We start from the raw sequence: 26,614 nt of genomic DNA on the forward strand, positions 1-26,614 counted from the left end.
GAGCGGCAGCGCATCGACAAATGGCTGTGGCACGCGCGGGTGGTGAAGGCGCGCACCTCCGCGGCCGAGCTTGTCGAGTCCGGCCATGTTCGCGTCAACGGCGCACGCGAGAAATCGCCGGGGCATGCGATCAAGGTCGGCGACGTGCTCACCGTTGCGCTCGATCGCACCGTGCGCGTCTTGAAAGTCACCGCCTTCAACGAGCGCCGCGGCGATGCCGCCTCGGCCCGTGTGCTCTACGAAGAGCTCGGTGAAGGCCATCCGAATTCTCAGCGCAATTAATTGCGCTTTGAATTCATTTCTTGGTCGATCAAGCGCATAAAGCCGTCATGATCGGCCGTTCCTGAGCTTGCGGCGCCGGGCCATCCGCGCTACGCAAGCCGCGACTTTTAAAAGAGCTTTTCGGAGCGTTGGATGACTTACGTCGTCACTGAAGCGTGCATCAAGTGCAAGTACACCGACTGCGTCGAGGTCTGCCCGGTCGACTGTTTCTACGAGGGCGAGAACATGCTCGTCATCCATCCTGACGAGTGCATCGATTGCGGCGTGTGCGAGCCGGAATGCCCCGCCGATGCCATCAAGCCGGACACGGAACCGGGCCTGGAAAAGTGGCTCACGGTCAACGCCGACTACGCCAAGAGCTGGCCGAACATCACCCAGAAGAAAGAATCACCCGCCGACGCCAAGGATTTCGACGGCCTGGAGGGTAAGTTCGACAAATATTTCTCGCCGAACCCCGGCTCCGGCGACTAATTCGGGCCAAACTTAACCCTATTAGCGGCGATACCGCCGAAAACCAGCCCTTAAGACCCCTAAATCATTGATTTTTGCGGGAAATGTGCTATATTGGGCACATTGAGCCGAACCCTGGTTAGCCCCGTCGGCCCCGTTGGGTTCCCGTGAAACCAAATGTCGAACAGGGGCGTGGCAGTTTCCGCGCGCAGGCTGTGTCACAGAAAACGCGTAAAAAGAGTACTTCAGCGAAGGCTTCCCATAAGGACGCCAAGAAAGTCGCCGCGGCCAGCCGTAGCGCATCCAAGGGTCGGACCGCGACGAAGGCGCCGGCTGCAAAGTCCTCGAAGAACAAAAGAAGCGCAATGCCTAACAAGACTGCCAAGCCGGCCGCGAAAGCGACCGTTGCCAAGCCTGTTGCCGCCAAGCCTGCCGCCAAGCCCGCTGTTACCAAGGCACCCGCTGCCAAGGCTCCCGCTGCCAAGCCCGCCGCGCCGAAGGCCCCTGTTGCGGCTGCTCCTGCCAAGGCTCCCGTCGCTGTCGCCAAGCCAGTCGTGAAGCCCGCGGCTGCTGCGCCGAAGGTCGAGGAAAAGAAGGTCGTGACCCAGCGTCAGGGCTTCAAGGCCAACGAATTCGTCGTCTATCCCGCTCACGGCGTCGGCCAGATCCTGGCCATCGAGGAGCAGGAGATCGCCGGCGCGAAGCTCGAGCTGTTCGTCATCAACTTCATCAAGGACAAGATGACGCTGCGCGTGCCGACCGCCAAGGTTGCCAATGTCGGCATGCGCAAGCTGTCGGAGCCCGCGCTGGTGAAGCGTGCGCTCGAGACCCTCAAGGGCCGTGCCCGCGTCAAGCGCACCATGTGGTCGCGCCGCGCCCAGGAATACGAAGCGAAGATCAATTCGGGCGACATCGTCGCGATCGCGGAAGTCGTGCGTGATCTCTATCGCTCCGAGTCGCAGCCCGAGCAGTCCTACAGCGAACGCCAGCTCTATGAAGCTGCGCTCGACCGTCTCTCCCGTGAGATCGCGGTGGTGCAGCACTCGACCGAGACCGAAGCGGTCAAGGAGATCGAGGCCCAGCTCGCCAAGAGCCCGCGCCGCACCGGCGCCAAGTCCGAAGCCGCCGAAGGCGAAGCCGATGCGGACGCCGAGGGCGATAGCGACGAGACCGAGGGCGGTGCCACCGTCGCCGACGAGGCCGCGTAAGCGTCTCGCGCGCTCATCGCAACCAATCAAAAGCCCGGCCGTTTGGCCGGGCTTTTTGTTTGGGGCGCCGGATGATCTTGCTCGGTTCGTAGGGTGGGGTTAGCCGAAGGCGTAACCCACCGTGCTGCCGCCGCAAAGAAGTGGTGGGTAACGCTTCGCCTAACCCACCCTACAAAGTTGACCAACCTACTTCACCGGCCGCTTCTCGAGCTTCCTCGCCAGCGTGCGCCGGTGCATCCCCAGCCGCCTTGCCGCTTCCGAGATGTTGAAGTCGGTCTCGATCAGGGTCTGGTGGATGCGCTCCCATTCCAGCGTTTTGATTGATGTCGGCCGGGCGTCGAGCGCGACCTCGGCATTGCCTGCGGCCTTGTTGAAGGCGGCCTCGATGTCGTCGGTGTTCGACGGCTTGGCGAGGTAGTGGCATGCGCCGAGCTTGATGGCCTCGACCGCGGTGGAAATGCTGGCAAAGCCCGTCAGCACCACGATCAACATCTCCGGATCGTGCGTGTGCAAGAGCTCGACGCAGGCCAGCCCCGAGGCGCCGCCGAGCTTGAGGTCGACGACGGCATAGCCGAACGATCGCTCCTCCAGAACTTTCCGCACGTCTTCGATCGAGGCGGCGAGCACGACCTCGTAGTCGCGGCGCTCGAACGAACGCTTCAGGGTGCGGGCGAAGCCGGCATCGTCCTCGACGACGATGAGCGAACGGTCAGGCGTCAAAGCTGCCTCCGATCGCGAGCGTGGCGAGCGGTAGCGTGAGGCGGACCGTGGCGCCGCGCTTCCTGTGGTTCTCGGCGGTCACGCTGCCCCCTAACTTGCGCACCACGTTCACCACTAGGAACAGGCCGAGCCCGCCGCCGGCGCGCCCCTTGCTCGACTGATAGGGTTTCCCGATTTGTGCCAGCATCTCCGGCGCAAAGCCGGGACCGCGATCGCTGATCGACAGCACGAGATTGTCGCCCTCGCGTCCGGCAACGAGTTCGACCCAGTCGCGCGAGACCTCGTAGGCGTTGTCGAGCACGTTGAAGATCACCTGCTTCAGCGCGACGTCCGAGACGATCGCGACGTCTTCGCCGAAGGTGTTGACGAAATACAGCGTGCGCGCCGAGCGCGCGTCGCGCCACTCTTCCACCAGCGCGGTGACGAAAGCCGCCACCGTCGTCGGCGACGATCCTTCGCCGCGCGCTTCCCCCGCCGACACCAGGATGCCTGTCACGATCGACTTGCAACGTTGCAGAGAGGTCTCCATCTCCGCGAGGTCCTCGGCCAGCTCCTGATCGGCGGCGAGGTCGGGCATGCGGCGCCAGTCGCCGAGGATGACCGAGAGCGAGGCGAGCGGCGTGCCGAGCTCGTGAGCCGCGCCGGAGGCGAGCAGGCCCATGCGCACGATATGATCCTGCTCGGCGGCATGCTGGCGCAGCGCCGCCAGATGCGCGTCCCGCTCGCGCAAATTCCTGTTGATGCGGGTGACGAACACCACCAGCAGCACGGCGTTGAGCACGAAGCCCAGCAGCATGCCGGCAACCGTGAGCGTGTAGGTCTCGCTCAGCGGGTTCGGTGGCAGATCGAGCGGCCGGTAGGCGACGGTCAGCCAGACGAAGCTCGCGCAGGTCAGCGCGACCAGCGACCAGGTCGAGCGGCCATCGAGCAGCACCGCGCCCAGCGTCACCTGGAGCAGGAACAGCGAGGTGAAGGGATTGGTGGCGCCGCCGCTGAGGTAAAGCTGCGCGGTCAGCGCGGCGACATCCAGCATGAGGGCGACCAGCAGCTCGTTATTGGTGATCGCGGCGCGATGGCGCACCCAGACCAGACTGGAGACGTTGAGAAATATCAGGGCGCCGATCACCGCGCCCATCCGGGTGAGGGGCAGGGGAATGCTGAGCCAGACATGCACGCCGCCGATAGTCACGATCTGGCCGACCACTGCGGTCCAGCGCAGCTGGATCAGCAGCGCCATGTTCTTGCGGTTGGTCTCGTCGTCGGTCGGCGCAGCGCCGATCAGCTCGCTGCGCGCGTCCGCCTGCGATTGCAGCGTGACGGCGCTATACGTTCTTCCGCCAGGTGGACTCGATGATCGTTCCAGCATCTGATCCCGTCCTGCGGGCGACGGCATCGGAGCCGGCGGCCGCTTCGTGGACGAAGCCGCTCCAGGGCTTCCTGCGGCGGAACAGCCCGCCGCCGAATGTGACGATAAGTCTGCCGGCCAGCATGAATGCCAGGGCAAACCACGTCACCGCATAGATCAGGTGGTTATTGGGAAAGCTGATCACGGTCAATCCGCCGATTGGGCCGCTTCCGGATTGTGATCCAGCGTCGGCATCGACGAAGAAGGGCGCGACGCGGTCGAGGCCGCGTGCCGCCGCAATCGCGGCAACATCCCGCGAGTACCAGCGATCGTGCTCCGGCTCGTTAGTCCTGAGGAATCCGCCTTTTGGCTCCGTCACGCGCAACAGGCCGGTGATCTCGACCTGACCTTGCGGGTTGCCGTCCCGGCGCGTCGACGCGTCGCGCCGCTCGGACGGCACGAAGCCGCGGTTGACCAGGACCAGCGTGCCGTCGTCGCGCCTGAGCGGCGTCAGCACCCAATAGCCCGGGCCTTCTTCGGTGACGGCCTGAACCAGCGTCTCGCGGTCATGCAGGAAACGGCCGGTGACGCTGACGTGCCTGTATTCGTCGTTTGCGGCGGAGACGATGGGCCATGTCGCCGGCGAGGGGATCGGCTGGGCCGGGGCATGAACGCGCTGCTCGACGCGATCGATCAGCGCCAGCTTCCAGGCGCGGCGCTCGATCTGCCAGACGCCGAGCGCGATCAGAAGTGCAATGGCCGCGAGCGAGAGGACCGTGAGCCACAAGGACGGGCGCGCCGCGTCGCCGCGCGCCCCGTTTGCCTTGCTCGTCACGGTCCGGGTCTTGCTCACTTCAGAGACTCGCTCACTTCATCCCGGTCATCTGGTGGATCGGCATCATGTTGCTGTTGAGGTGGTTCATCACCCACAGCGAACCGGACAGGGCGATCACCACCATGACGATGGTGAAGATCAGCGCCATCATGCTCCAGCCGTTCTCGGACGTCGTGTTCATGTGCAGGAAGTAGATCATGTGCACGACGATCTGCACCACCGCGAAGGCCATGATGACGAGCGCGGTGATCTGCTTGCTCGGAAGCGCGCCGCTCATCACCAGCCAGAACGGGATCGCGGTGAGCGCGACCGAGAGCACGAAGCCGAGCATGTAGGTCGAGAACGAGCCGTGCGCGTGGCCATCGCCATGGTGATGATCGTCCGCGTGGGCGGCGTGAGTATCGGTGTTCATCGCAGAACTCCCAGGAGATAGACGAAGGTGAAGACGCCGATCCAGACCACGTCCAGGAAGTGCCAGAACATCGACAGGCACATCAGGCGGCGGCGGTTGGCCTCGATCAGGCCGAACTTCCAGACCTGCACCATCAGGGTCACCAGCCAGATCAGGCCGCAGGAGACGTGCAGGCCGTGGGTGCCGACCAGGGTGAAGAAGGCGGACAGGAAGGCGCTGCGCTGCGGCGTCGCGCCTTCATGGATCATGTGGGCGAATTCGGACAGCTCGATGCCGATGAAGGCGGCGCCGAACAGGCCGGTGATCGCCAGCCACATCTGGGTCTGCGCGATCTTGTTCTGCTGCATCGTCAGCATCGCAAAGCCGTAGGTGATCGACGACAGCAGCAGCATCGAGGTGTTCACCGCGACCAGCGGCAGCTCGAACAGATCCTTCGGCGCCGGACCGGCGGCGTAGTTGCCGCCGAGCACGCCGAAGGTGGCGAACAGGATCGCGAAGATGAGACAGTCGCTCATCAGATAGATCCAGAAGCCCAGCGAGGTGCTGTAGCCTTCCGGGTGCGGGTGTTCGTCGGCGAGGTAGAACACCGGCTCGCCGGTTTGCGTGGGATTGACAGCGACAGTCATTTACTTGGCTCCGGCGAGCAGTTTGGTGCGCGCGTCTTCGGCCCGGATGACGTCGTCGGCCGGAATGTCGAAATCGCGGTGATAGTTGAAGGTGTGACCGATGCCGACGGCGAGCATCGCGATGAAGCTCGCGGCCGCCAGCCACCAGATGTACCAGATCAGGCCGAAGCCCATCGCGGTGGCAAGGCCGGCGAGGATGATTCCGGTGCCGGTGCTGCTGGGCATGTGGATCGGCTTGAACCCGGTGAGCGGGCGCTGATAGCCGCGCTTCTTCATGTCCCACCACGCGTCATTGTCATGGACGACGGGGGTGAAGGCGAAGTTGTAGGCCGGCGGCGGCGAGGAGGTCGCCCATTCCAGCGTGCGCGCATCCCAGGGATCGCCGGTGACGTCCTTGAGCTGCTCGCGCCTGAGGAAGCTGACCGCGAACTGCATCAGCATCGAGAGGATGCCGAGGAAGACCAGGAAGGCGCCGATGCCGGCGACGATGAACCAGATCTGCAGGCTCGGATCGTCGAACACGCGGAGGCGGCGGGTCACGCCCATCAGGCCGAGCACATAGAGCGGCATGAAAGCGAGGTAGAAGCCCGTGACCCAGAACCAGAATGACAGCTTGCCCCAGAACGGGTCGAGCTTGAAGCCGAACGCCTTCGGGAACCAGTAGCCGATACCGGCGAACGCGCCGAACACGACGCCGCCGATGATCACGTTGTGGAAATGCGCGATCAGAAACAGGCTGTTGTGCAGGACGAAGTCGGCCGGCGGCACCGCGAGCAGCACGCCGGTCATGCCGCCCAGCACGAAGGTCAGCATGAACGCGATCGTCCACATCATCGGCAGCTCGAAGCGGATGCGGCCGCGATACATCGTGAACAGCCAGTTGAACATCTTCGCGCCCGTCGGGATCGAGATGATCATCGTGGTGATGCCGAAGAAGGAGTTGACGCTGGCGCCCGACCCCATCGTGAAGAAATGGTGCAGCCAGACCAGGTAGGACAGGATGGTGATGACCACCGTGGCGTAGACCATCGAGGTGTAGCCGAACAGCCGCTTGCCCGAGAAGGTCGAGGTCACTTCCGAAAAGATGCCGAAGGCGGGGAGAACCAGGATGTAGACCTCGGGATGACCCCAGATCCAGATCAGGTTCACGTACATCATCGGGCTGCCGCCGAAATCGTTCGTGAAGAAGTTGGTCCCGACGTAGCGGTCGAGCGAAAGCAGCGCGAGCACGACGGTCAGAACCGGGAAGGAAGCGACGATCAGCACGTTGGTGCAGAGGGCGGTCCAGGTGAACACCGGCATCCGCATCATCGTCATGCCGGGGCACCGCAGCTTGACGATGGTGCAGATCAGGTTGATGCCGGACAGTGTCGTTCCGACGCCCGCGACCTGTAGTCCCCATATGTAATAGTCGACGCCGACGTCAGGACTGTAGCCGATGTTGGACAGCGGCGGATAAGCCAGCCAGCCGGTGCGGGCGAATTCGCCGATGAACAGCGAGGCCATCACCAGCACCGCGCCGCCGACCGTCATCCAGAAGCTGAAATTGTTCAGGAACGGGAACGACACGTCGCGCGCACCGATCTGGAGCGGCACGACGAAGTTCATCAGGCCGGTGACCAGCGGCATCGCCACGAAGAAGATCATGATCACGCCGTGGGCGGTGAAGACCTGGTCGTAGTGATGGGAGTTGAGATAGCCCTCCGAGCCGCCGAAGGCGAGCGCCTGCTGCAACCGCATCATCAGCGCGTCGGCGAAGCCGCGCAGCAGCATCACGATGCCGAGGATCATATACATGATGCCGATGCGCTTGTGGTCGACGCTAGTGAACCACTCGCTCCAGAGATAACCCCAGACGCGGAAATAGGTCAGGCCGGCGAGCATGACGAGGCCGCCGGTCGCCACCACGGCAAAGGTGCCGACGACGATCGGCTCGTGCAGCGGCAGCGATTCGAAGGTGAGCCGGCCGAAGATGAGCTTGAGAAGATCAGGAGACATGCGGGATCTCTTTACGAGTCTGACTTCGGACGTTGTCCGAGGAAGAAGGACGAGGACTTCAGCGGCGTGAACGTCGGCCGCTTCAGGCCGGCGCCGAGCAGCGGCGCGGTGTCGAGAGGTGCCGTGATGGAGGCGGTGGTCCTGCCCTGCGGCGCCTCGGGCGTGCAGGTGCCGGCGATGAAGGTCGGCTCCGGCCCAAGCGCGGTGCCGCGGCGGGCGTACTTGTCGTAGGCCAGCGGCAGCGTGTTGTTCAGGCCCTCATGGCCGAGGCCGCCCTTGGCGTCGATCGCCATCATCTCGCTCTGGCACATCTTGCCGGTCTCGACGCACATGTTGAGGATCAGGCGGTAGAGATCGGAATCGATAGTGCCGTAGCGCCGCACCGGCTCGTTCTGGCTGGGTTTTTCGAGCTGGAGATATTCGGCACGGCCGAGCGAGCCGCCGCCGGACTTGGCGCTGGCGATCCAGGCGTCAAAGCCCTTGTCGTCGAGGCCCTGGAAGTTGAAGTGCATGCCGGAGAAGCCGGCGCCGCTGTAGTTCGCGGAAAAGCCCCGGTAGGTGCCGGCGTGGTTTACGACGGCGTGGAGCTTGGTCTCCATGCCAGGCATTGCGTAGATCTGGCCGGCCAGCGCGGGGATATAGAACGAGTTCATCACCGAGGACGCCGTGATGCGGAAGTTGATGGGACGATCGACCGGAGCCGCCAGATCGTTGACGGTGGCGATGCCGTAGTCCGGATAGATGAAGAGCCACTTCCAGTCGAGCGCGACGACGTCGACCTCGAGCGGGGCCTTGGACTGGTCCACGGCGCGGTCGGCATGGATGCGGCCGAGCGTGCGATAGGGGTCGAGCAGATGCGTGCCCATCCAGGTCAGCGCGCCCAGGCAAACGATGATCAAAAGCGGCGCCGACCAGATCACCAGTTCGAGGCTGGTCGAGTGGTCCCATTCCGGCTCGTAGCGGGCGTCGGTGTTGGACTGGCGGTAGCGCCAGGCGAACAGCACCGTCAGCGCCATCACCGGGACGACGATCAGGAGCATCAGGACGGTGGAGATGATGACGAGGTCGCGCTGCTGCGCCGCGATATCGCCGGCCGGCGCCAGCACGACGTAGTTGCAGCCGCTGAGCGCACCCGCCAGGGGTAGCAGCGCCAGGATCTTGAAACGGGACACGGGCCGAGCCTTATGAGGATGAGTTTCTTTTGCGGGGCCAAGGGGTAGCTGCGGCGCAGCAATCCGGACATTGGACAATTTGTCCAATGTTGCAGTGCGGGATGTTGCGCCAGACAGGGTTAGATTGCCTGGCGCCTCGCCGGGCGGTCGGCTTTGGTTTTCAGGACGTTAAGGGCGCGCGAATGGCGATGGCACAGACCCCCGCAATGGCAGACCACTCGGGCGAGCACGGCCACGACCAGGCCAGTCCCGGCGAGATCGCCATCGGCGTCATCATCGGCCGCACCTCGGAGTTCTTCGACTTCTTCGTCTTCGCGATCGCCTCGGTGATCGTCTTCCCGCGCCTGGTGTTCCCGTTCACGAGCGAACTGACCGGCACCCTTTATTCTTTCATGATCTTCGCGCTGGCTTTCATGGCCCGGCCGATCGGCACCGTCATTTTCATGACGGTCGACCGCGAATACGGCAAGACAGCCAAGCTGATCTCGGCGCTGTTCCTGCTCGGCACCGCCACCGTCGCGATCGCGTTCCTGCCCGGCTATCACGAGATCGGCGCTGCCGCGATCTGGCTGCTGGCGCTGGCGCGCATCGCACAGGGTCTGGCCTGGGGCGGCGCCTGGGACGGGATGGCCTCGCTGCTGGCGCTGAACGCGCCACCTTCAAAGCGCGGCTGGTACGCGATGGTGCCGCAGCTCGGCGCGCCGCTCGGCCTGATCGTGGCGAGCGGGCTGTTCGCCTATTTCGCCGGGAATCTCTCGGCCGACGATTTCTTCGATTGGGGCTGGCGCTATCCGTTCTTCGTCGCCTTTGCCATCAACGTCGTGGCGCTGTTCGCGCGCCTGCGCATGGTGACGACGGAAGAATATGCCTCGCTGTTCGAGACCCGCGAATTGCAGCCCTCGCGCATCTCCGAGACGGTGGCGCGCGAGGGCCAGAACATCATGCTCGGTGCGTTCGCGCCGCTGGCAAGCTTCGCGCTGTTCCACATGGTCACGGTGTTTCCGCTGTCCTGGGTGTTCCTGTTCACCCGCGAAAGCCCGGTGCGCTTCCTGATCATCGAGATCGTGGCCGCCGTGTTCGGCGTCGGCGCGATCGTGCTCTCCGGCGTCATCGCCGACCGTGTCGGCCGCAAGTCGCTGCTGATGGGATCGGCGATCGCGATCGCGATCTACAGCGGCTTCGCCCCGCAGCTGCTCGATGCCGGCGCGTTCGGCGAGACCATCTACATGGTGATCGGCTTCATCCTGCTCGGCCTGTCGTTCGGCCAGTCCTCGGGTGCGATCGCCTCGAACTTCAAGCAGGCGTATCGCTACACGGCTTCGGCGCTGACCTCCGACATGGCCTGGCTGTTCGGCGCCGGCTTTGCACCGCTCGTCGCTCTTTTGCTTGCGACCAATCTCGGCGTCATCGCCTCGGGTGCGTACCTGCTGTCAGGCGCGTTCTGGACCTTGCTCGCGCTCTGGCTCAGCGGCCAGCGCGAGGCCGGCGATATGGACGCGGGCGGTTAGGGGACACCCGCCTTGTCGTCCTGGCGAAAGCCAGGACCCATTACCCCGCCCGTTCATTGTGAAGCACGCTGGAGCTACCAGCGTGCCCATTGCAGTATCCTGGGGTTATGGGTCCCGGATCTGCGCTTACGCTTGTCCGGGACGACGGCGGAATTTGTGGCTCCAGATCCCGGGCTCGCGCTAAGCGCGCCCCGGGATGACGCGCGCTTAGCGCGCCTCAATCCGCCACAACCTTCACACGATCGCGCACCTTCACCTGCGCGTTGCGATCGAGCCCGTTGAGCACGCGAAAACGCTCGGCCGGATGATCGACGCCGGCCATGCGGTGGGAGAGCGATTCCACGGTGTCGCCGGGCTGCACGGTGATGACCTTGATGCGCAGCGGGCGCGCGGCCTGGATCTCGTCGAGCGTCAGGCGGCGGAATGAGCCGACGGTCTCGCGGGCATTGCGCTCGCTCTCGGTCGACTTCTGCCGTGCCGCGAAGATGAAGCGGTAGACGTCGCTGCCGAAGCGCAGTGCATAGACCTTGAACTGCCACTGGTCGCCCTTGGCGGTGGCGGATGCAGCCGGAAAACCGTTGATGGTGATGTCCTCGGTGGACGCCTTCTCGACGCCCTCCATCCAGCCGGAATTCAGGTAATCGCCGAGCGACTGTTCGGCCGGCACCCGGACGACGTCGAAACGCATCGCCTGCGAGCCGCCGTCGCGCACGCCGATCACGGCCTGCGCGGTATTGTCGAGCGTAAAATTGTCCGGCGCCTGGAAGGTGAAGCCGAGCTTCGGATGCAGGAAGCGCCGGCCGCGGACAAAACCTTCGCTGGGGTCTTCGCCGTAAACGAGGTTGTCGATCGCGGCGAGATAGGTCTCGCGGTCGCGCTCGCCGCCCTCTGGCGCTGCGTATTGCCGAGCAATGGTTTGTGCGTTCTGCACGCGCTCGGGCGTTGCCGGATGCGAGGAGGTGAAATCCTGCGCGCGCGGATCGAGCGAGGTCTTGCCGACCTTCAGTTCGGCATTGCGCTCCATCGCCGAGAGAAAGCGTGCGGCACCATAAGGGTCGAAATGGGCCTTGGCGGAGATGCCGACACCGACACCGTCGGCCTCGAACTCCTGATTGCGCGAAAAGCTCGCCATGGTCAGCTTGGTCTTGGCGAGCGCGAGCGCGGTGAGATCGGGATCGTTGCTCATGTCGGTGACGACGCGGGTGACGATCGCGGCCTGGCGGGCCTGGTCCTCGCGCATCGCGGCGTGCTTGGACAGCACATGCGCCATCTCGTGGCTGAGTACGGAGGACAATTCCGACGTGTCGCTCGCCAGCGCAAGCAGGCCGCGCGTGACATAGAGCTGGCCGTTCGGCAGCGCGAAGGCGTTCACCGCGCCGGAATTGAGGATCGTGACCCTGTAACCCTGGTCGGGGCGGTCGGACGCCGCGACCAACCGGTCGACGGTCTTGGTGACCAGCGATTCGAGCCTGGGGTCGTCATAGGTGCCGCCATAGCTTGCCAGGATGCGCTCGTGCTCCTTCTCGGTGGCGGGGGTCTGCGCCACGGCCGGCTTCGGCTTGGGCATTGCGACGGTCGGCGGGGCCGCCGCAGTCTGGAACCGGCCCATATCGCCGCAGCCGGAAAGGGCTGAACCCAGCACGAGGCATAGCGCAGCCGGCGCTACCCGCAGGCGGCGGCGTTCACCTTGTCCGTGCCGTCCTAGCACCCCATTCACGTCGCTTAACCCGTGCCTGGCCCCTTTTAGGGCCGTACCCCTGTCGGCTCGTTTGCGCCCAGCAACTCGATTTGTCCCACGAGGCGTATATCGATACGCGGCCCCGTATTCCCCTCAGTCCAGCCCCGGACACGAATACGTTTATTTTCCAGAGACTTAAGGGCGATCCCTGCGCTTTCGAACGCGGGTACCATGCGCTTTGAAATAGTCACCGCGAAGCCGCGTGTCCAGTTTCGTCCGAAGTTGAGGTAGGTCATTGCCCCAGCTTGCCGGACCGACACGACTTTGCCCTCGACCACCACAAAACGCCCGATCCCCGCCAAAATATCGTCCGGACTTTCCGCGTTTTTTATGGCCGACGAGTCAGCCCAGTTGCCCTTTTTTTGGCGCCTCGCCTCGGCCTCCGACGCCATCAGGGCGGCCGCGCAGTCCTTGTCGGCGATCTCGGCGGAGACGATGGCGTCGCCCTGGGCGAGCAGCATTGCCTGCACGGAGGTGTCGCTCTCGCCGACAAAGACCAGCGCGCCTTGGCGGCCATAGCGGTCGGGCGTGTCGTCGGCGCTGCGCAGGATCACGTCGTGCCCGACGAGCAGCGAGGTCAGCGCCTGCTTCGTCGTCGCGGTCGGCTCGATGCCGGTCAGGCGGATTTCGCGGCCGTCGTCGAGACGCAAACCGCGCGCCTCGATTGCGGTGACGCGGCCTTCGCCCTGGAACTCGAACTGGCACGGGCTCGCGAATGCGCTCTGACCCGCGACGAGAAGAATTGCGATCAGCTGAAGCCGTTGCGTCACGTTGCCCGGTGAGGTTGCGTTGCGCGTCCGTCTTAACTCAAGCGCGGCGTGTCGCGAAGAGGCTTCCCCACACTCCGTCATTGCGAGTTGGGACCAGTCTTGAGGGTCTGACGCGCGCTGGATGAAACTTTTCGCGGGTTGGCAAGAGCGGTAAACTGAGGTGCCGTCGGCAAAGAGGTCGATTGCTCACTGGTGCGTGAGAGCCCGGTTGCGAGTTGGACCCGGGTTGCCTGGATGACCCACACTGGCGCGGAGGGGCAGTATGGCCCTAGAGCACGCTTCCTAGCATTCTTTTTTGACAGGCGCCCTATGCCGCCGGCGCGAACTGTTGAGGAGAGGAGCATGGATATTCTGTACGAGCGGGTGGCGGGCCTGGATGTGCATAAGGACACAGTTGTGGCCTGCCTGCGGATCATGGTCGAGGGGAAGGCGCAGCGAGAGTGCCGGACCTTTGCGGCCACGACTGAGCAGCTTGCAGAGCTGCGACGATGGCTGGAGGAAAGCCGGTGCACGCATGTGGCGATGGAGGCGACGGGCGTCTACTGGATGCCGGTGTTCCGGATTCTGGGCGAAGGCGCTTTTGAACTGATCGTCGCCAATGCGGCGCACATCAAGAATGTTCCGGGACGCAAGACCGACATGAACGATGCGATGTGGATCGCCGACCTGTTGGCCTGCGGGCTGATCAAGGGCAGCTTCATTCCGGAAGAGCGGGTGCAGGAGCTGCGTGCCCTGACGCGAACACGCAAGCAACTGGTGCGCGAACAGACGCGGCACGTTCAGCGGATCGACAAGACGCTGGCAGAAGCCAACATCAAGCTCGGCTCGGTCATCTCCGACATCATGGGCGCGAGCGGCCGGCGGATCATCCAGGCGATGATCAACGGCGAGCGGCAGCCGAACAAGCTGGCCGAGCTTGCCGGCAAGCAGATCAAGGCGTCGCCGAAGGAGCTTTACGATGCGTTGCACGGCCGCCTGACGGATCACCATCGCTTTCTACTCGCGCTTCATCTGCAGCAATGGGATGTTCTGGATGAGACGATTCGCCGGCTTGATGCCGAAATCGCCGAGCGGATCGAACGTATGGAAGCGGAGGCGGACGGTCGCAAGATCCCCTTTCGCCACCTGATCGGGTTGCTGACCACGGTCCCCGGCGTCAGCGCGGTCGCAGCGCCGGCAATTTTGTCCGAGATCGGCGCTGACATGAGCCGCTTCCGGACTGCTGGCCATCTCGTCGCCTGGACCGGCCTGTGCCCCGGGCAAAACGAGAGCGCCGGCAAGCGCAAATCCTCGCGCCTGCGCAAGGGGGCACCGTGGCTCAAGACCATGCTCGTCCAATGTGCTTGGGCCGCCAAGCGTAGCAAAAACAGCTATTACCGAACTCAGTTCTTCCGATTGCAGGCCAAGCGCGGGCCGCAAAAAGCCATCTGTGCTGTCGCCGCTTCGATCCTCACCGCTATCTACCACATACTCAAAGACGGCACCGAGCACCGCGATCTCGGTGCCGCCTACTTCGATCGCCGGCCCATGGAGGTCCAAGCAAACCGCCTCGTCGCGCGCCTCAAGAAGCTCGGCTTCACTGTCCAACTCCAGCCCACGGCGGAGGCAGCCTGACGCCAAACACCTAACCGTTTCTTCCTAGCGCAGCGTAGCGACGCGTGGAAGCAGTTGTCCGTACTTCGCCATTCCGCTTTGCGGAAAACATGCGCACCAATCCTGTTCTCGTAGCGCAGCTTCGCTTGATGCGCTCTTGTGCATGCGGCATGATTGCGGCAACAGCTTTAACCAAGAGCAATAACCAAGCCGCCATCAGAGTACGGCGCGATAAGGGAGGTCTTTTTCCATGAAGCATGTTTTGTCGGGCATTTTTGCTGCTGCGTTGGCGCTGAGTGCAAGCGCCGTGCAGGCCCAGGACAAGCCGCCACTGAAGATCGGCGGCATCCTCGACATGTCGAGCCTGTATGCCGACATCACCGGCCCCGGCAGCGAGACCGCGGCCAAGATGGCCGTGGAGGACTTTGGCGGTGAGGTGCTCGGCCGCAAGATCCAGGTTCTGGCTGCCGACCACCAGAACAAGGCCGATCTCTCCGCCAACATCGCCCGTGACATGCTCGACAATCAGGGCGTCGAAATGATCTACGACGTCGCGGCTTCCGCGACCGCGCTCGCCGCCGGCGAGATTGCGAAAGCGCGCAACAAGATCATCATGTTCAACGGCCCGGGCTCGATCCGCCTCTCCAACGAGGCCTGCGGCCCCTATACCATTCACTATGTGTTCGACACCTACGGCCAGGCCAATGTGACCGGCCTTGCGGCCGTGAAGTCGGGCCTCGACACCTGGTTCTTTCTCACTGCCGACTACGCCTTCGGCCAGGATCTGGAGAAGGACACCAGCGCCGTCGTGACCAAGACCGGCGGCAAGGTGCTCGGCAGCGTGCGCCATCCGCTCAACACGTCGGATTTCTCGTCGTTCCTGCTCCAGGCCCAGGCCTCGAAAGCAAAGGTGATCGGGCTCGCGAACGCCGGCGGCGACACCGTCAACGCCATCAAGCAGGCGGCCGAGTTCGGCATCACCAAGGGCGGCCAGAAGGTCTCGCCGCTGCTCGCCTTCGTGACCGACATCGACTCCATCGGACTCGAGACCGCGCAGGGCCTGTTGCTGGCGGAAGCCTTCTACTGGGATCTCAACGACGACACCCGCGCGTTCTCGAAGCGCTTTCAGGAGCGCATGAAGCGGCCGCCGACCTCGGCGCAAGCCGGTGTCTATTCTTCCGTGACTCACTATCTGAAAGCGGTGAAGGCGGCCGGCACGACCGACGCTGCGACGGTGATGAAAGTGATGAAGGAGACGCCGATCAACGACTTCTTCGCCAAGAACGGCAAGATCCGCGAGGACGGCCGCATGTTGCACGACATGTACCTGTTCGAGGTCAAGAAGCCGTCGGAATCCAAAGGCCGCTGGGACGATTACAAGCTGCTCGCCACCGTGCCCGGCAGCGAGGCTTTTCAGTCACTGGAGCAGTCGCGCTGTCCGCTGGTGAAGAAGTGACGGCGTGACGTAAGTCACGGCGTCATCCCGGGGCGCGAAGCGAACCCGGGATCTCGAGGTTCCGGGTTCTCGCTTCGCGAGCCCCGGAAGGACGGAGATACAAACAACAACAAGGAGACGCCCCATGAGCAACGACATGGTCCTGCAGAAGCTCGAAGGCGGGCTGCTCACCATCACCATGAACCGGCCTGAGCGGAAGAACGCGCTCAATCCGGATATGGTCGCCGGGCTGGTCGTGGCGGCACGGCGCGCGGCGGATGATCCGGAGGTGCGCGCGGTGCTGTTCAAAGGCGCGGGCGGCAGCTTCTGCGTCGGCGGCGACGTCAAGTCGATGGCGGAGGGCCGGGCGCCGCTGCCGTTCGAAGTGAAGATGGCGAACCTGCGCCGCGGCATGGAGGTGTCGCGCATCCTGCACCAGATGCCAAAACCCGTGGTGGCGCAGCTCGACGGCGCGGCGGCCGGCGCGGGTCTGTCGATGGCGCTGTCGTGTGACCTCCGCGTCGCCTCCGAATCCTGCAAGATCACCACCGCCTTCGCAAAAGTCGGCTTCTCCGGCGATTACGGCGGCACCTATTTTCTCACCCAGCTGCTCGGCAGCGCGCGGGCGCTCGAGCTCTATCTGACCTCGCCGGTGCTTTCCGCGAAGGAAGCGCATGCGATCGGCATGGTGACGAAGGTCGTCCCCGACGCCGAGATCGACACGGCCGCGCACGAGCTCGCGATGTCGTTGGCGCAGGGCCCGTCGATCGCGCTCGGCTTCATCAAGCGCAACATCAACAATGCCGAGCATCTTGCGCTGGAGGATTGCTTCGACGGCGAGGCGATCCACCACACCCGCTGCAGCGATACCGAGGATCACAAGGAGGCTGCAAAGGCGTTCGTCGAGAAGCGCAAGCCGACCTTTAAGGGCGCATGACGATGGCAGCCTACATGCGGTTGCGGCAGATCTGCCTGGTCGCGCCGCAGCTCGCGCCCGTGATCGCGGACATCGCAGACATCATGGGCCTCGCTGTCTGTTACCGCGACGGCAATGTCGCGAAGTACGGCCTGGAGAACGCGCTGCTGCCGGTCGACACTATCCTGCTGGAGGTGGTCGCGCCGTTCAAGGACGGCACCACCGCCGGTCGCTTCATCGAGAAGAGCGGCGGGCGCGGCGGCTACATGGCGATCTTCTGCTGCAACGATCCCGACGAGCGCGGTCGTAACGCCAACGCGCTTGGTGTGCGCACCGCCAACGTCATCGACCACGCGCCCTATCACGGCGTGCAGCTCCATCCCCGCGACTGCCGCGCCGCCTTCATCGAGTTCAACCACACCGACGGCAGCGACGACATTTTGGGGCCGTATCCACCGGCCGGCCCCGACTGGCAAGAATTCATCCGCAAGGACGTGACACAGGCGTTGACGAGCGTGGAGATGCAGAGCCCGGGTCCGCAAGGGCTGGCCGAGCATTGGGGCAAGCTCATCGGCGTTGCGCCGAGCGGCGATGCTGAACTGAAGCTTCCCAACGCGACCTTCCGTTTCTTGAAGGGCGCCAGCGAAATCATGAGCGCGCTGGAGTTTCGGGTCGCGGATGTTGCCGGTGTGCTGCATGCCGCGAGGGCGAAGGGACATGCCGTGGCGGGCAACGAGTTCTTGCTCGGTGGCGTGACGTTCCGCGTCAGTTGAGTGCTTGGTAGTGATCCATCACCCTGAGGTGCTCGCCTCTTCGGCGAGCCTCGAAGGGCGACGGCCACCGGCGGGGCCGCTCATCCTTCGAGGCTCCCCGCACGGTGCTATGCACCGCGCGGCTCGCACCTCAGGATGACGGTCTGAAAGTATACGGCGAGTGCACGAAGAATAAGAAGGGGATCACTCCATGCCGCATCCGCTCGACAGCTTCTTCGCGCCCGCCAGCATCGCGCTGATCGGCGCCTCGCGCGATCACGAGAAAATCCCGGGCCGGCTGCTGTCGATGTTGCGCAAGAACGAGTATCCCGGAAAAATCTATCCGGTGAACCCGAACTACGCCGAGATCGACGGGCTCATTTGCTACAAATCGATCGCCGACATCAGCGCGCCGATCGATCTCGCAATCATCCTCATTCCCGCCCGCGCGGTGCTTGCCGCGCTCGAACAATGCGCCGCCGTCCGCGTGAAGAACGCCGTCATCATCTCCTCCGGCTTCGCCGAGGAGGGCGGGGAGAGCGCGGCGATGCAGGACGCGATCGCGGCGCTGGCGAGGCGGACCGGCATGCGGATTTCAGGTCCGAACGCCGAGGGCTTTTTCAGCCAGACGCAGCGCGTGGCGGCGACGTTCAGTCCCGCCGTGGACGTCAAGCCGGGCGTGGTGCCGCTGGTCGCCACGACGAGGCGGATCGGCATCGTCGCGCAGAGCGGCGGCATCGGCTTTGCGTATTATCACCGCGCCAGCGCGCTCGGCATTGCCGTGAGCTATGTCGTCAGTGCCGGCAATGAATCCGATCTCGGGGCCGGCGAATTCCTGGACTACATGGTGCAGGACGCTTCCACGGACGTGATCCTGCTGTTCATCGAAGGCATTCGCGACGTCGACAAGTTTCTCGCGGCAGCACGGCGTGCGGCCGAGCTGAAAAAGCCTGTCATCGTGACAAAGGTCGGCCGCTCCGGCGCCGGGATGCGCGCTGCCGCCTCGCACACCGCAAGCATGGCCGGATGGTCGGCGGCCTACGACGCGGTGTTTGCCAAATATGGCTTCATCGTCTCCAACGATCTCGACGAGGCACTGACGATCGCAGCCGTGCTTGCGAGCAATCCGTTGCCGAAGGGCGATCGCGTCGCCGTGGTCACCGTCTCCGGCGGTGCCGGCATCTGGGGCGCCGATGCCGTCGCGCTGCAAGGCTTACAGGTGCCGGAGCTCTCCGAAAAAGTCCAGGCCCAGATCAATACGCTGATGCCGTCCTACGGCACTGCGCGCAATCCAATCGACGTCACCGCGCAAGGCGTGACGTCGGGCGGCTTGCAAAAGAGCGTCGATGTGCTCACCGCGTCCGACGAGATCGACGCGGTCCTGGTCGTGCTATCGCTGTCGAGCGAGGTCCGCAAGCCCTTCAAGGAAGCCGAGCTGACGCCGGTGCTGGCCGCGCAGCACAAGCCGGTGGTGTTCTATTCCTACACGGTGCCGTCCGATTTCTCGCGCCGCGAGCTTGCCAAATCCGGCGTCGTGGTGCTCTCGGGCCTCACCCATGTCGGCGTCGCGATGCGGCAACTCGTCGATTACGCCCGTTTCGAGCTGCCGAAGCCGACGGACCAAGCGCGGCCGCCGGCGCGCGATCTCTCCGTCCATCTGACCTCGCCGGTTCTGTCCGAGGCAGACAGCAAAGCATTGCTCCGCACCGCCGGCATCGCGCTGCCGGACGAAGTGCTGGTGAAGGACAAGGGTGAGCTCGATGATGCCGTCGCCCGCGTCGGCTTTCCGCTGGTGCTGAAGATCCAGTCGCCGGACATTGCGCACAAGAGCGAGGTCGGCGGTGTGCGCGTCAACATCACCACAAAGGGCGAGGTGTTTCTGGTGTTCGAGGCGCTGCTCAACAATGCGCGCAAGCACAGGCCTGAGGCGGCCATTCAGGGCGTGCTGGTCTGCCCGATGGCGAAGCAGGGTGTCGAGATCATCATCGGCACCATGACGGACAAGACGTTCGGTCCGATGGTGATGGTGGGCCTTGGCGGCATCACGACCGAGTTGTTCCGCGACGTCGTCTACCGCCCGGCGCCGGTCGGCGCAGAAGAAGCCGCCGCGTGCTGGCGCGCTTGAAAGCCGCGCCGCTGCTGAGCGGATTTCGCGGGGCAGCAATCGCGGATGTTGCGGCACTGTCGCAGTTGATCGCCGACATCTCCCTGCTTGCCGCGCAACATGCAGAGGAGATCGCGGAGATCGAGCTCAACCCGGTGCTGGTGCACGCGGAAGGGCAGGGCGTGACGATCGTGGACGCGCTGGTGGTGGGGCGGAAGTAGTGCACCACAAATACCGCTGTCGTCCTGGACAAGCGAGCGGAACGAGCGCGGATCCAGGACCCATAACCACAGGGAGTGGTTTGGCGAAGACTCGTGGTTACCAGCTTCGCGCCACAACTTCTCCCTGGGGTAATGGGTCCTGGCTTTCGCCAGGACGACCATGGAGTGTCTGGCCACGTCGCCCCGATGCGACGCGTAAGGCGGCGGCTACCGCCCCCTGAAATTCGCCACGCGCCGCTCTTCGGTGGCCTTCACGCCTTCCTTGAAGTCTTCCGTCGCGCGCAAGCGGGTCTGCTGCTCGAGCTCGTGATTGGTCGCGGCCATCACGCGGTCGGCGAGGCCAGCGCGCATCGTGGCGCGGGTGGAGACGAGGCCGAGCGGGGAGCATTCGGCGATCTCGCCGGCGAGCTTCAGTGCCGCTGCCTTGACCTGATCCTGCGGCACCAGTTCGTTGGCGAGGCCCCATTTGAAGGCCTCTTCGCCGGTGACGCGGCGGCTGGTGTAGAACATCAGCTCGGCGTTGTTCTTGCCGATCAGCTCGGGCAGCGTCACGGTCAGGCCGAAGCCGGGATGGAAGCCGAGCTTGGTAAAGTTCGCGGAGAAGCGCGCTTCGGGGCAGGTGACCCGGAAGTCCGCCGAGACCGCGAGGCCCAATCCGCCTCCGATGGCGGCGCCCTGCACGGCTGCGACGATCGGCTTCTTGGCGCGGAAGATGCGCACGGCCTGGATGTAGAGATGGTTGATCGCCCCGAGGCTGTCGGCCGGATCGCCCTTGGCCGTCTTGTCGGCTTCGCGCGCCTCTTGGGCCTGCCGTGCCGGGTCCTGGAAATTGGCGCCGGCGCAAAACGCCTTGCCTTGCGCCGACAGCACCGAGGCGCGAATCTCGATGTCGCGATCGAACTCGTCGAGCGCGTCCGCGATCTGGTTGATCAGCGATATGTCGAAGAAGTTGAGCGGCGGGCGGCGGATTTCGATGGTGCCGACGTGACCAACTTTCTCGACGCCGATATCTTTGTAAGTGCTCATGATGTCCTCGAATGATTAGCGCAAGCCAAGCCCGCGGGCGATGATGCCGCGCAGCACCTCGGTGGTACCGCCCTGGATGGTGAGTTTCGGCGCGGTCTTGATGGCGAAGTCGAGCTGCCGCTCCAGCGTCTCGCGGTTGGTCGCGGTCTCCTCGAGGAAAGCGGCGAGATCGCGCACGCGGTGCGGAAGCTGCTGCTCCCACACCGTGCCGATGTCCTTGACGATGGACGCTTCGACGACGGGCTCCTTGCCGGCCTGCAGCATGCCTGCGACCGAGACCGACATGCGCCGCATGGTGTGGAGCTGTGCCACCAGCCGGCCGATGCCTTCGGCGCTGCGCGTGTCCGGGTTTGGGCCGACCGCGCGAACCAGCTCGGTCAGCACGTAATAGGTCTCCAGGAAACGCTCGGGGCCCGAACGCTCATAAGCGAGCTCGCTGGTCGCCTGCTTCCAGGCGCCATCGACTTCACCGAGCACATGATCGTCGGGCACGAAGAAGTCGGTGAAGACGACCTCGTTGAACTCGTACTGGCCGGTGATCTGGCCGATCGGGTTCACCTGGATTCCCGGCTGCTTCATCTTGACCAGGAACTGCGTCAGGCCGTGACGGCGGTTCTCCTTGGTCGGCTGCGAGGTCCGGAAGATCGCGATCATGTAGTCGGCGATGTGGGCCGACGAGGTCCAGATCTTGGTGCCGTTGATGAGATAGCCGCCGTCGGTCTTGGTCGCGCGCGTCTTCGCGGCGAACAGGTCCGAGCCGGAGTTCGGTTCGCTCATGCCGATCGCAAAGCAGATCTCGCCGCGGCAAATGCGCGGCAGGATGTCCATCTTGATGTGCTCGGGCGCGTACTTGATCAGCACCGGCCCGCTCTGGCGGTCGGCGACGAAGAACCGCCGCGTCGGCGCGTTGGCGACGCGCATCTCCTCGGTCACCACGTAGCGTTCGAGAAACGAGCGCTCCTGGCCGCCATACTTCTTCGGCCAGGTCATGCCGAGCCAGCCCTTGGCGCCGACCCTGCGGGAAAATTCCGGCGCGTCGGTGTCTTCGCGGTTGGGCTTGTGCGGATCGAAGGTGCCGGCGGCGATCTCTTCAGCGAGGAAGGCGCGAACCTCCTTGCGCAATTGCTCGCACTTCTCGGGCAGGCGGATCGGATCGAAACGGAGGGCAGCGGTCATTGTTGTCTCGTCCCTGATCAGCGCGAAGCCACGAGCGGCCACAATTCGTCGGCGCCGCGGTTTGCGATTAGCTTGCCGAGCTCGACGGCCCAGTGGCTTTCCGAACCGAAATCATCGCGCCAGGCCAATGCCCGCAGCGAGTAGCGGTGCAGGATGTGCTCCAGGGTGAAGCCGATCGCGCCATGGACCTGATGCGCGATAGCGCCGCCCTTTTCCGCAGCTTCCGCGCAGCGGATTTTTGCCGAGGCGGCTTCGAGGTAGACCGCGTCGTCGAACGACTTTGCGTTGGCGATGGCGTCGGCCGCGGAAGTGGCAGCCGCAAGCGCAGCGGCCGACTCGCCGGCGAGGCGGGCGAGGTTGTGCTGTACCGCCTGGAATTTGGAGATCTTCTTCTCGAAGGCGACGCGCTCGTTGGAGTAGCGCACGGAGATGTCGAGCATCGATTCCAGCGCCCCCGCGATCTGAAGGCTGCGCGCGACGCCGCCCATCAGCATCATTGTGGTCTGGTCAAAGCCGTTCGGGGCGGGCTTGATGGTGACGGGCTGCACCTTGTCGAGCGTGACGGTGTCGCTGTGGTCGTAGCCGACATTGAGTCCGGTCTCGATCCGACCCTTGCTCGCATCGACCAGTGCAATCGAAGCGCCGTCCTTGCCGTGGACCAGCACCGCGAAGTGCTTTGCCGCCTTTGCGAAGGGCACGCCGCGGGCGCGGCCGGAGAGCGCACCGTCGGCATCGAGGGTGATACGATCCTTGGGCGACGCCGGCAGCACCGTCATCTCGCCCTCGGGGGATGCGATCTTCGCCTGCGCCAGCAGCCAGCCCGACAGCATGGTCTCGGCCAGGGGAACCGCGACTGCGAAACGGCCGGCTGCGTTCAGCAGCGCAAAGCCGTCGGCAAGGCTCGCGCCGGAGCCGCCGAGATCGTCCGGCACCCAGGCCAACGGCAGGCCGGCCTCGCTCAGCGCCTGCCACAGTGGTGCCTGCCACGAATCCTTCTTGTCGTTGTTGACGGTCTGCGGATCGGCGAGATCGGCGAAGATTTTCTCCGCGGTCTCGACGACGATATTGTCACTCTCCGCCACAGCGTTCCCCGTGTTTTGCCATTGGCGCATCCGACCCGTGGGGTGGGCGCGCAGGTTCTTCTTGCGCCCGATGATCCGAAAAAGCCATGGCCCTGACAAGCGCTGATCGCAGGTCAACCTGCGGCGCGGGCATGGGCGACACGTTAATTCCGCTTAGCGGAGTTTGCTCGATTTGCAGGGCGCCGCAAACTCGCTAAACAGAACGTCGATAGTCAATCAGGGGAAGGAAATCCGGATGGCAAAGGACAGTTTGTGCGCAATCGTGACGGGGTCCGCCTCCGGCCTGGGTGCTGCGACCGCGGAAATTCTCGCACGGAGCGGAGCGCGGCTCGTCATCAACTATTCCTCGAGCCAGAGGGAAGCGGAGGCGACCGCGGAGCTTTGCCGCAAGGCGGGCTCACCGGAAGTTCTGGTCGCGCAGGGCGACGTCTCGAAGGATGACGATTGCCGCAAGATCGTCGCGGCAGCCAGCGGCTGGGGCCGACTCGACGTGCTCGTCAACAATGCTGGCACCACCAAGCATGTCGCCCATGCCGATCTCGATGGATTGTCGGCGGAAGATTTCCAACGCCTGTACGGCGTCAATACCATCGGCCCGTTCCAGATGGTGCGCGCGGCGCGCGGCCTGCTCGAGGCCGGCGCCAAGGCCTCTGGGCGGCCGTCCGCCGTGGTCAACATCTCCTCGGTCGCCGGCATCAGCGGCGTCGGATCGTCGATTGCGTACGCTGCAAGCAAGGGCGCGCTCAACACCATGACGCTGTCGCTGTCGCGCGCGCTGGCGCCGCTGATCCGCGTCAACACGGTGTGTCCCGGCTATATCGATACGCCGTGGTTCACCAAGGGCCGCGGCGAGGCGGGCGCAAAGCAGGTGCGCGACAGCGTCGTGGCGAAGGTACCGCTGAAGGTTGCATCATCGGCGGAAGACATCGCCCAGCTCGTCTGCTTCCTGGCGATGCCGGCCTCCAGCAACATGACCGGCGAGGTCGTGCGCATGGATGCGGGGATGCATTTGGTGACGTGAGTCGCGCGGCGCCCTCTCTCCACGTCATGGCCGGGCTTGTCCCGGCCATCCACGCGCTGCTCCGCGGATAGGAGAACATGGATGCCCGCGACAAGCCCGGGCATGACGATGTGGATGTGGTGTAGATGACGGCTTAGTGCGTCACCCCTTGATCACGCCGCTCGCCACCAGCCGGTGCCAGATGAACAGCACCACCACGGCACCAATGGTGGCCATGATGATTCCCGCGCCCTGGTCGGGACTGTAGTGCCCGATGGCCTGGCCGATGAAGGTCGCGAGAAATGCGCCGGCGATGCCGAGGATGGTGGTGAGGATGAAGCCGCTCGGATTGTTCGGTCCCGGCGCCAGCCAACGCGCGATGAGGCCGGCGATGAAGCCGACGACGATGATCCACAACAAGCCACCCATGCTCATGTCCGTGCTTCCTCGCTTTGACTAAACTAAAATCAGACTCTGCCCGCGATCTCTTGCTCGGTCGGCAGCCGTCCGTCCGGCGTCAGATGATCGACCACCTGCGGCAGATACTGGCTGAGGCCGGAGAGCAGCTCGTCACGCGACAGGCCGCTCTGGGCCGACAGGCTCTCGATCTGGTCGGCGCCGAGCGCATTGGCGAGATCGCCTGGAGCGATTGCCTTGTTCTGGCCCTTGCCGACCCAGGTATTGGCAGCGTCGCCATGACCGCTCTGCTGGAGCTGATTGAGGAGATCGCCGAGCCCACCGCTGAGCACGCTGCCGGCCGCGCCGCCCGCGAGCAGGCCGCCAAGGCCACCCTTCAACAGGTCACCGAGGCCGCCGCCAGCGCCCGCATTCACCGAAGGGGGGAGATGCGTCGGCGTCGGGGCCGGGGACGGCTGCGGCGCGCTGCCGCTCTGATTGCCGCTCAAATGCTTGAATGCCTTCCAGGCGAGCAGGCCAAGCAGCGCCATGGTCATGGGCGACATGCCGCCGCTGGATGAGGATTGTGAACTCGGCGTGCTTGGCCCGCGCGGGCCGTTCTGCATGCCGTTGAGGACGTCGAGCAAACCCATGGCGTTCTCCTTTGGCGCTTTCCTGCCGGTAACAAGCCCCGTTCGAAAACATATGAGGCCGTCATGACGGTTACAAGGCGATTGCGCCGCGACTACGGGAATGGGCAGCAGTCACAGCCTCTGCTATCGAAGGCAGATCGTTAAGGGGGCAGGCAAAGGTGATGACGGATCGACCGATCGTGGTGGCCGGCGCGGGCGCCATCGGATGTTTCGTCGGCGGCACTCTGGCGGCCGGCGGCCGCCGCGTCGCGCTCCTGGTGCGGCCGCGGGTGAAGTCCGAGATCGAGCGGTTCGGCTTGCTTCTGACCGATTTCGACGGCTCGCAGAAGAAGCTCGGCGCGGGCCGACTCGCGCTGTCGGAAGATCCCGCGATCTTGCACAGCGCCGGCATCGTGCTGGTCACGGTGAAGAGCGCCGACACGGCCGGTGTCGCGGACCAGATCGCGCAGCATGCGCCGCAAGACGCCGTCATCGTCTCGCTGCAGAACGGCGTCGGCAATGTCGCGGTGCTGCGCGAGCGCCTCGGCGACCGCCGCGTGCTCGCCGGCATGGTGCCTTTCAACGTGGTCGGGATGGGCGAGGGCCGCTTCCACCGCTCGACCTCCGGCGACATTCATGTTGGCCAAGATGATACGAACACGGCCGCGGCGCTGTCGGTGCCCGGGCTCGCCATGCGCGCGAGCCGCGACATCACCGGCGTGCAATGGGGCAAGCTGATCATCAATTTGAACAACGCGCTCAGCGCCTTGTCCGATATGCCGCTCGCCGCGCAATTGGCGAGCCGCGAATGGCGAAGGCTGTTCGCCGATCAGATGGCGGAGGGGCTGGCCGCGATGAGGGCCGCCGGCATCACACCGGTCTCGGCGACGCCGATCCCGTCATCCTGGACGCCCACCTTGCTGAGACTGCCTGATCCGATTTTCAACCCGATCCTGGGAAGGACCATGAAGATCGATCCCGAGGCGCGTTCCTCGATGTGGCAGGATTTGAAGCAGGGCCGCAAGACCGAGATCGACTATCTCCAGGGCGCGATCATCGCGCTCGCCGAGCAGAACAATGTTGACGTGCCGCTGTCGCGCCGCATTGTTGCGCTGATCCAGGAGGCCGAGAGCGCGGGCCAGGGTCCGCCGCGGCTGTCGCCGCAGCAGATCCGCGGGTAACGCATGAGTGCAGGCTGCACGACGGGAGGAGCAACG

The 26,614-nt window shown here is 64.5% G+C and carries 24 protein-coding genes and 1 pseudogene; 11 read left to right on the forward strand and 14 right to left on the reverse strand.

The features are described 5' to 3' along the window. Positions 1-12 precede the first annotated feature (12 nt). The 3 genes from BRA471DRAFT_RS03100 (at position 13) to BRA471DRAFT_RS03110 (ending at position 1,940) form a co-directional block, all read left to right on the forward strand. Positions 13-282 carry an RNA-binding S4 domain-containing protein gene (locus BRA471DRAFT_RS03100; RefSeq protein ID WP_083843120.1) on the forward strand — a complete coding sequence of 90 codons (270 nt, stop codon included), beginning with the start codon at positions 13-15 and terminating at the stop codon, positions 280-282. 132 nt (positions 283-414) lie between these two features. Further along, positions 415-753, forward strand: a complete 339-nt coding sequence (gene fdxA / locus BRA471DRAFT_RS03105; protein WP_007604607.1) for a ferredoxin FdxA — start codon at positions 415-417, stop codon at positions 751-753. A 344-nt stretch (positions 754-1,097) separates the two neighbouring features. Further along, the gene (locus tag BRA471DRAFT_RS03110) at positions 1,098-1,940 is read left to right on the forward strand and encodes a CarD family transcriptional regulator (RefSeq protein ID WP_007604608.1); all 843 of its coding nucleotides are present in this window, start codon (positions 1,098-1,100) and stop codon (positions 1,938-1,940) included. A gap of 186 nt (positions 1,941-2,126) precedes the next feature. On the opposite strand, the gene BRA471DRAFT_RS03115 is transcribed toward BRA471DRAFT_RS03110, so the two are convergent. Genes BRA471DRAFT_RS03115 through cyoA form a run of 7 tightly spaced genes read right to left on the reverse strand, consistent with a single transcriptional unit; the run spans position 2,127 to position 9,048 of the window. After that, entirely contained in the window at positions 2,127-2,660 is a 534-nt protein-coding gene (locus BRA471DRAFT_RS03115) for a response regulator transcription factor (protein ID WP_007599266.1), read from the reverse strand. Then, complete coding sequence (locus BRA471DRAFT_RS03120) at positions 2,650-4,026, reverse strand: ATP-binding protein (RefSeq protein ID WP_007604609.1); 1,377 nt, start codon at positions 4,024-4,026, stop codon at positions 2,650-2,652. The genes BRA471DRAFT_RS03115 and BRA471DRAFT_RS03120 overlap by 11 nt, the downstream gene beginning before the upstream one ends. After that, complete coding sequence (locus tag BRA471DRAFT_RS03125) at positions 3,983-4,858, reverse strand: SURF1 family protein (protein WP_007604610.1); 876 nt, start codon at positions 4,856-4,858, stop codon at positions 3,983-3,985. The genes BRA471DRAFT_RS03120 and BRA471DRAFT_RS03125 overlap by 44 nt, the downstream gene beginning before the upstream one ends. A 13-nt stretch (positions 4,859-4,871) precedes the next feature. Further along, the gene (cyoD, locus tag BRA471DRAFT_RS03130; RefSeq protein WP_007604611.1) at positions 4,872-5,252 is read right to left on the reverse strand and encodes a cytochrome o ubiquinol oxidase subunit IV; all 381 of its coding nucleotides are present in this window, start codon (positions 5,250-5,252) and stop codon (positions 4,872-4,874) included. Further along, complete coding sequence (gene cyoC, locus BRA471DRAFT_RS03135; RefSeq protein WP_007604612.1) at positions 5,249-5,878, reverse strand: cytochrome o ubiquinol oxidase subunit III; 630 nt, start codon at positions 5,876-5,878, stop codon at positions 5,249-5,251. The genes cyoD and cyoC overlap by 4 nt, the downstream gene beginning before the upstream one ends. Beyond that, positions 5,879-7,876: a cytochrome o ubiquinol oxidase subunit I gene (gene cyoB / locus BRA471DRAFT_RS03140; protein WP_007604613.1), complete on the reverse strand. Its 1,998-nt coding sequence runs from the start codon at positions 7,874-7,876 to the stop codon at positions 5,879-5,881. It abuts the gene before it with no gap. Positions 7,877-7,887: 11 nt separating this feature from the next. Next, positions 7,888-9,048 carry a ubiquinol oxidase subunit II gene (gene cyoA / locus BRA471DRAFT_RS03145; RefSeq protein ID WP_007604614.1) on the reverse strand — a complete coding sequence of 387 codons (1,161 nt, stop codon included), beginning with the start codon at positions 9,046-9,048 and terminating at the stop codon, positions 7,888-7,890. Positions 9,049-9,230: 182 nt separating this feature from the next. On the opposite strand from cyoA, the gene BRA471DRAFT_RS03150 reads away from it, so the two are divergent. Beyond that, entirely contained in the window at positions 9,231-10,556 is a 1,326-nt protein-coding gene (locus BRA471DRAFT_RS03150) for an MFS transporter (RefSeq protein WP_007604615.1), read from the forward strand. 217 nt (positions 10,557-10,773) lie between these two features. Here BRA471DRAFT_RS03150 and BRA471DRAFT_RS03155 read toward each other — a convergent pair whose 3' ends face one another. Together BRA471DRAFT_RS03155 and BRA471DRAFT_RS03160 are read right to left on the reverse strand one after the other, a co-directional pair. Further along, positions 10,774-12,165: a M48 family metalloprotease gene (locus BRA471DRAFT_RS03155; RefSeq protein ID WP_018452960.1), complete on the reverse strand. Its 1,392-nt coding sequence runs from the start codon at positions 12,163-12,165 to the stop codon at positions 10,774-10,776. Between the two features lie 134 nt (positions 12,166-12,299). Continuing rightward, positions 12,300-13,145: a thermonuclease family protein gene (locus BRA471DRAFT_RS03160; RefSeq protein WP_007604616.1), complete on the reverse strand. Its 846-nt coding sequence runs from the start codon at positions 13,143-13,145 to the stop codon at positions 12,300-12,302. 261 nt (positions 13,146-13,406) lie between these two features. Between BRA471DRAFT_RS03160 and BRA471DRAFT_RS03165 the strand changes: the two genes are divergently transcribed. From BRA471DRAFT_RS03165 to BRA471DRAFT_RS03185, 5 genes and pseudogenes are all read left to right on the forward strand, one after another. Next, positions 13,407-14,678: an IS110 family transposase gene (locus BRA471DRAFT_RS03165; RefSeq protein ID WP_007604171.1), complete on the forward strand. Its 1,272-nt coding sequence runs from the start codon at positions 13,407-13,409 to the stop codon at positions 14,676-14,678. 229 nt (positions 14,679-14,907) lie between these two features. Further along, positions 14,908-16,113, forward strand: coding sequence for an ABC transporter substrate-binding protein (locus tag BRA471DRAFT_RS03170; RefSeq protein WP_007604617.1), 1,206 nt, complete (start codon positions 14,908-14,910; stop codon positions 16,111-16,113). A 124-nt stretch (positions 16,114-16,237) separates the two neighbouring features. Beyond that, on the forward strand, positions 16,238-17,029 hold the full coding sequence (locus BRA471DRAFT_RS03175; protein ID WP_007604618.1) for an enoyl-CoA hydratase: 792 nt from the start codon (positions 16,238-16,240) through the stop codon (positions 17,027-17,029). Between the two features lie 2 nt (positions 17,030-17,031). Then, positions 17,032-17,781, forward strand: coding sequence for a hypothetical protein (locus BRA471DRAFT_RS03180; protein ID WP_007604619.1), 750 nt, complete (start codon positions 17,032-17,034; stop codon positions 17,779-17,781). Between the two features lie 190 nt (positions 17,782-17,971). Then, positions 17,972-20,085: pseudogene (locus tag BRA471DRAFT_RS03185) on the forward strand (acetate--CoA ligase family protein). A gap of 207 nt (positions 20,086-20,292) precedes the next feature. Here the strand turns inward: BRA471DRAFT_RS03185 and BRA471DRAFT_RS03190 are convergent. From BRA471DRAFT_RS03190 to BRA471DRAFT_RS03200, 3 genes are read right to left on the reverse strand one after another with little or no spacing between them, the layout of a single operon-like run. Then, a complete protein-coding gene (locus BRA471DRAFT_RS03190; protein WP_007604623.1) occupies positions 20,293-21,111 on the reverse strand; it encodes an enoyl-CoA hydratase/isomerase family protein in 819 nt (272 codons plus the stop codon). Between the two features lie 15 nt (positions 21,112-21,126). Beyond that, positions 21,127-22,287 (reverse strand): acyl-CoA dehydrogenase family protein, encoded by a 1,161-nt coding sequence (locus BRA471DRAFT_RS03195; RefSeq protein WP_007604624.1) that lies wholly within the window; start codon positions 22,285-22,287, stop codon positions 21,127-21,129. A gap of 17 nt (positions 22,288-22,304) precedes the next feature. Beyond that, entirely contained in the window at positions 22,305-23,369 is a 1,065-nt protein-coding gene (locus BRA471DRAFT_RS03200; RefSeq protein WP_007604626.1) for an acyl-CoA dehydrogenase family protein, read from the reverse strand. A 235-nt stretch (positions 23,370-23,604) separates the two neighbouring features. On the opposite strand from BRA471DRAFT_RS03200, the gene BRA471DRAFT_RS03205 reads away from it, so the two are divergent. Then, complete coding sequence (locus tag BRA471DRAFT_RS03205; protein ID WP_007604627.1) at positions 23,605-24,390, forward strand: SDR family NAD(P)-dependent oxidoreductase; 786 nt, start codon at positions 23,605-23,607, stop codon at positions 24,388-24,390. 141 nt (positions 24,391-24,531) lie between these two features. Here BRA471DRAFT_RS03205 and BRA471DRAFT_RS03210 read toward each other — a convergent pair whose 3' ends face one another. Next, positions 24,532-24,804 carry a GlsB/YeaQ/YmgE family stress response membrane protein gene (locus BRA471DRAFT_RS03210; RefSeq protein WP_007604628.1) on the reverse strand — a complete coding sequence of 91 codons (273 nt, stop codon included), beginning with the start codon at positions 24,802-24,804 and terminating at the stop codon, positions 24,532-24,534. A 32-nt stretch (positions 24,805-24,836) separates the two neighbouring features. Continuing rightward, complete coding sequence (locus BRA471DRAFT_RS03215) at positions 24,837-25,418, reverse strand: YidB family protein (protein WP_007604629.1); 582 nt, start codon at positions 25,416-25,418, stop codon at positions 24,837-24,839. A 158-nt stretch (positions 25,419-25,576) separates the two neighbouring features. On the opposite strand from BRA471DRAFT_RS03215, the gene BRA471DRAFT_RS03220 reads away from it, so the two are divergent. Then, positions 25,577-26,578, forward strand: coding sequence for a 2-dehydropantoate 2-reductase (locus tag BRA471DRAFT_RS03220; protein WP_035973500.1), 1,002 nt, complete (start codon positions 25,577-25,579; stop codon positions 26,576-26,578). Positions 26,579-26,614: the final 36 nt, after the last annotated feature.

The sequence above is a fragment of the Bradyrhizobium sp. WSM471 genome (genome assembly GCF_000244915.1).
Classification (GTDB): domain Bacteria; phylum Pseudomonadota; class Alphaproteobacteria; order Rhizobiales; family Xanthobacteraceae; genus Bradyrhizobium.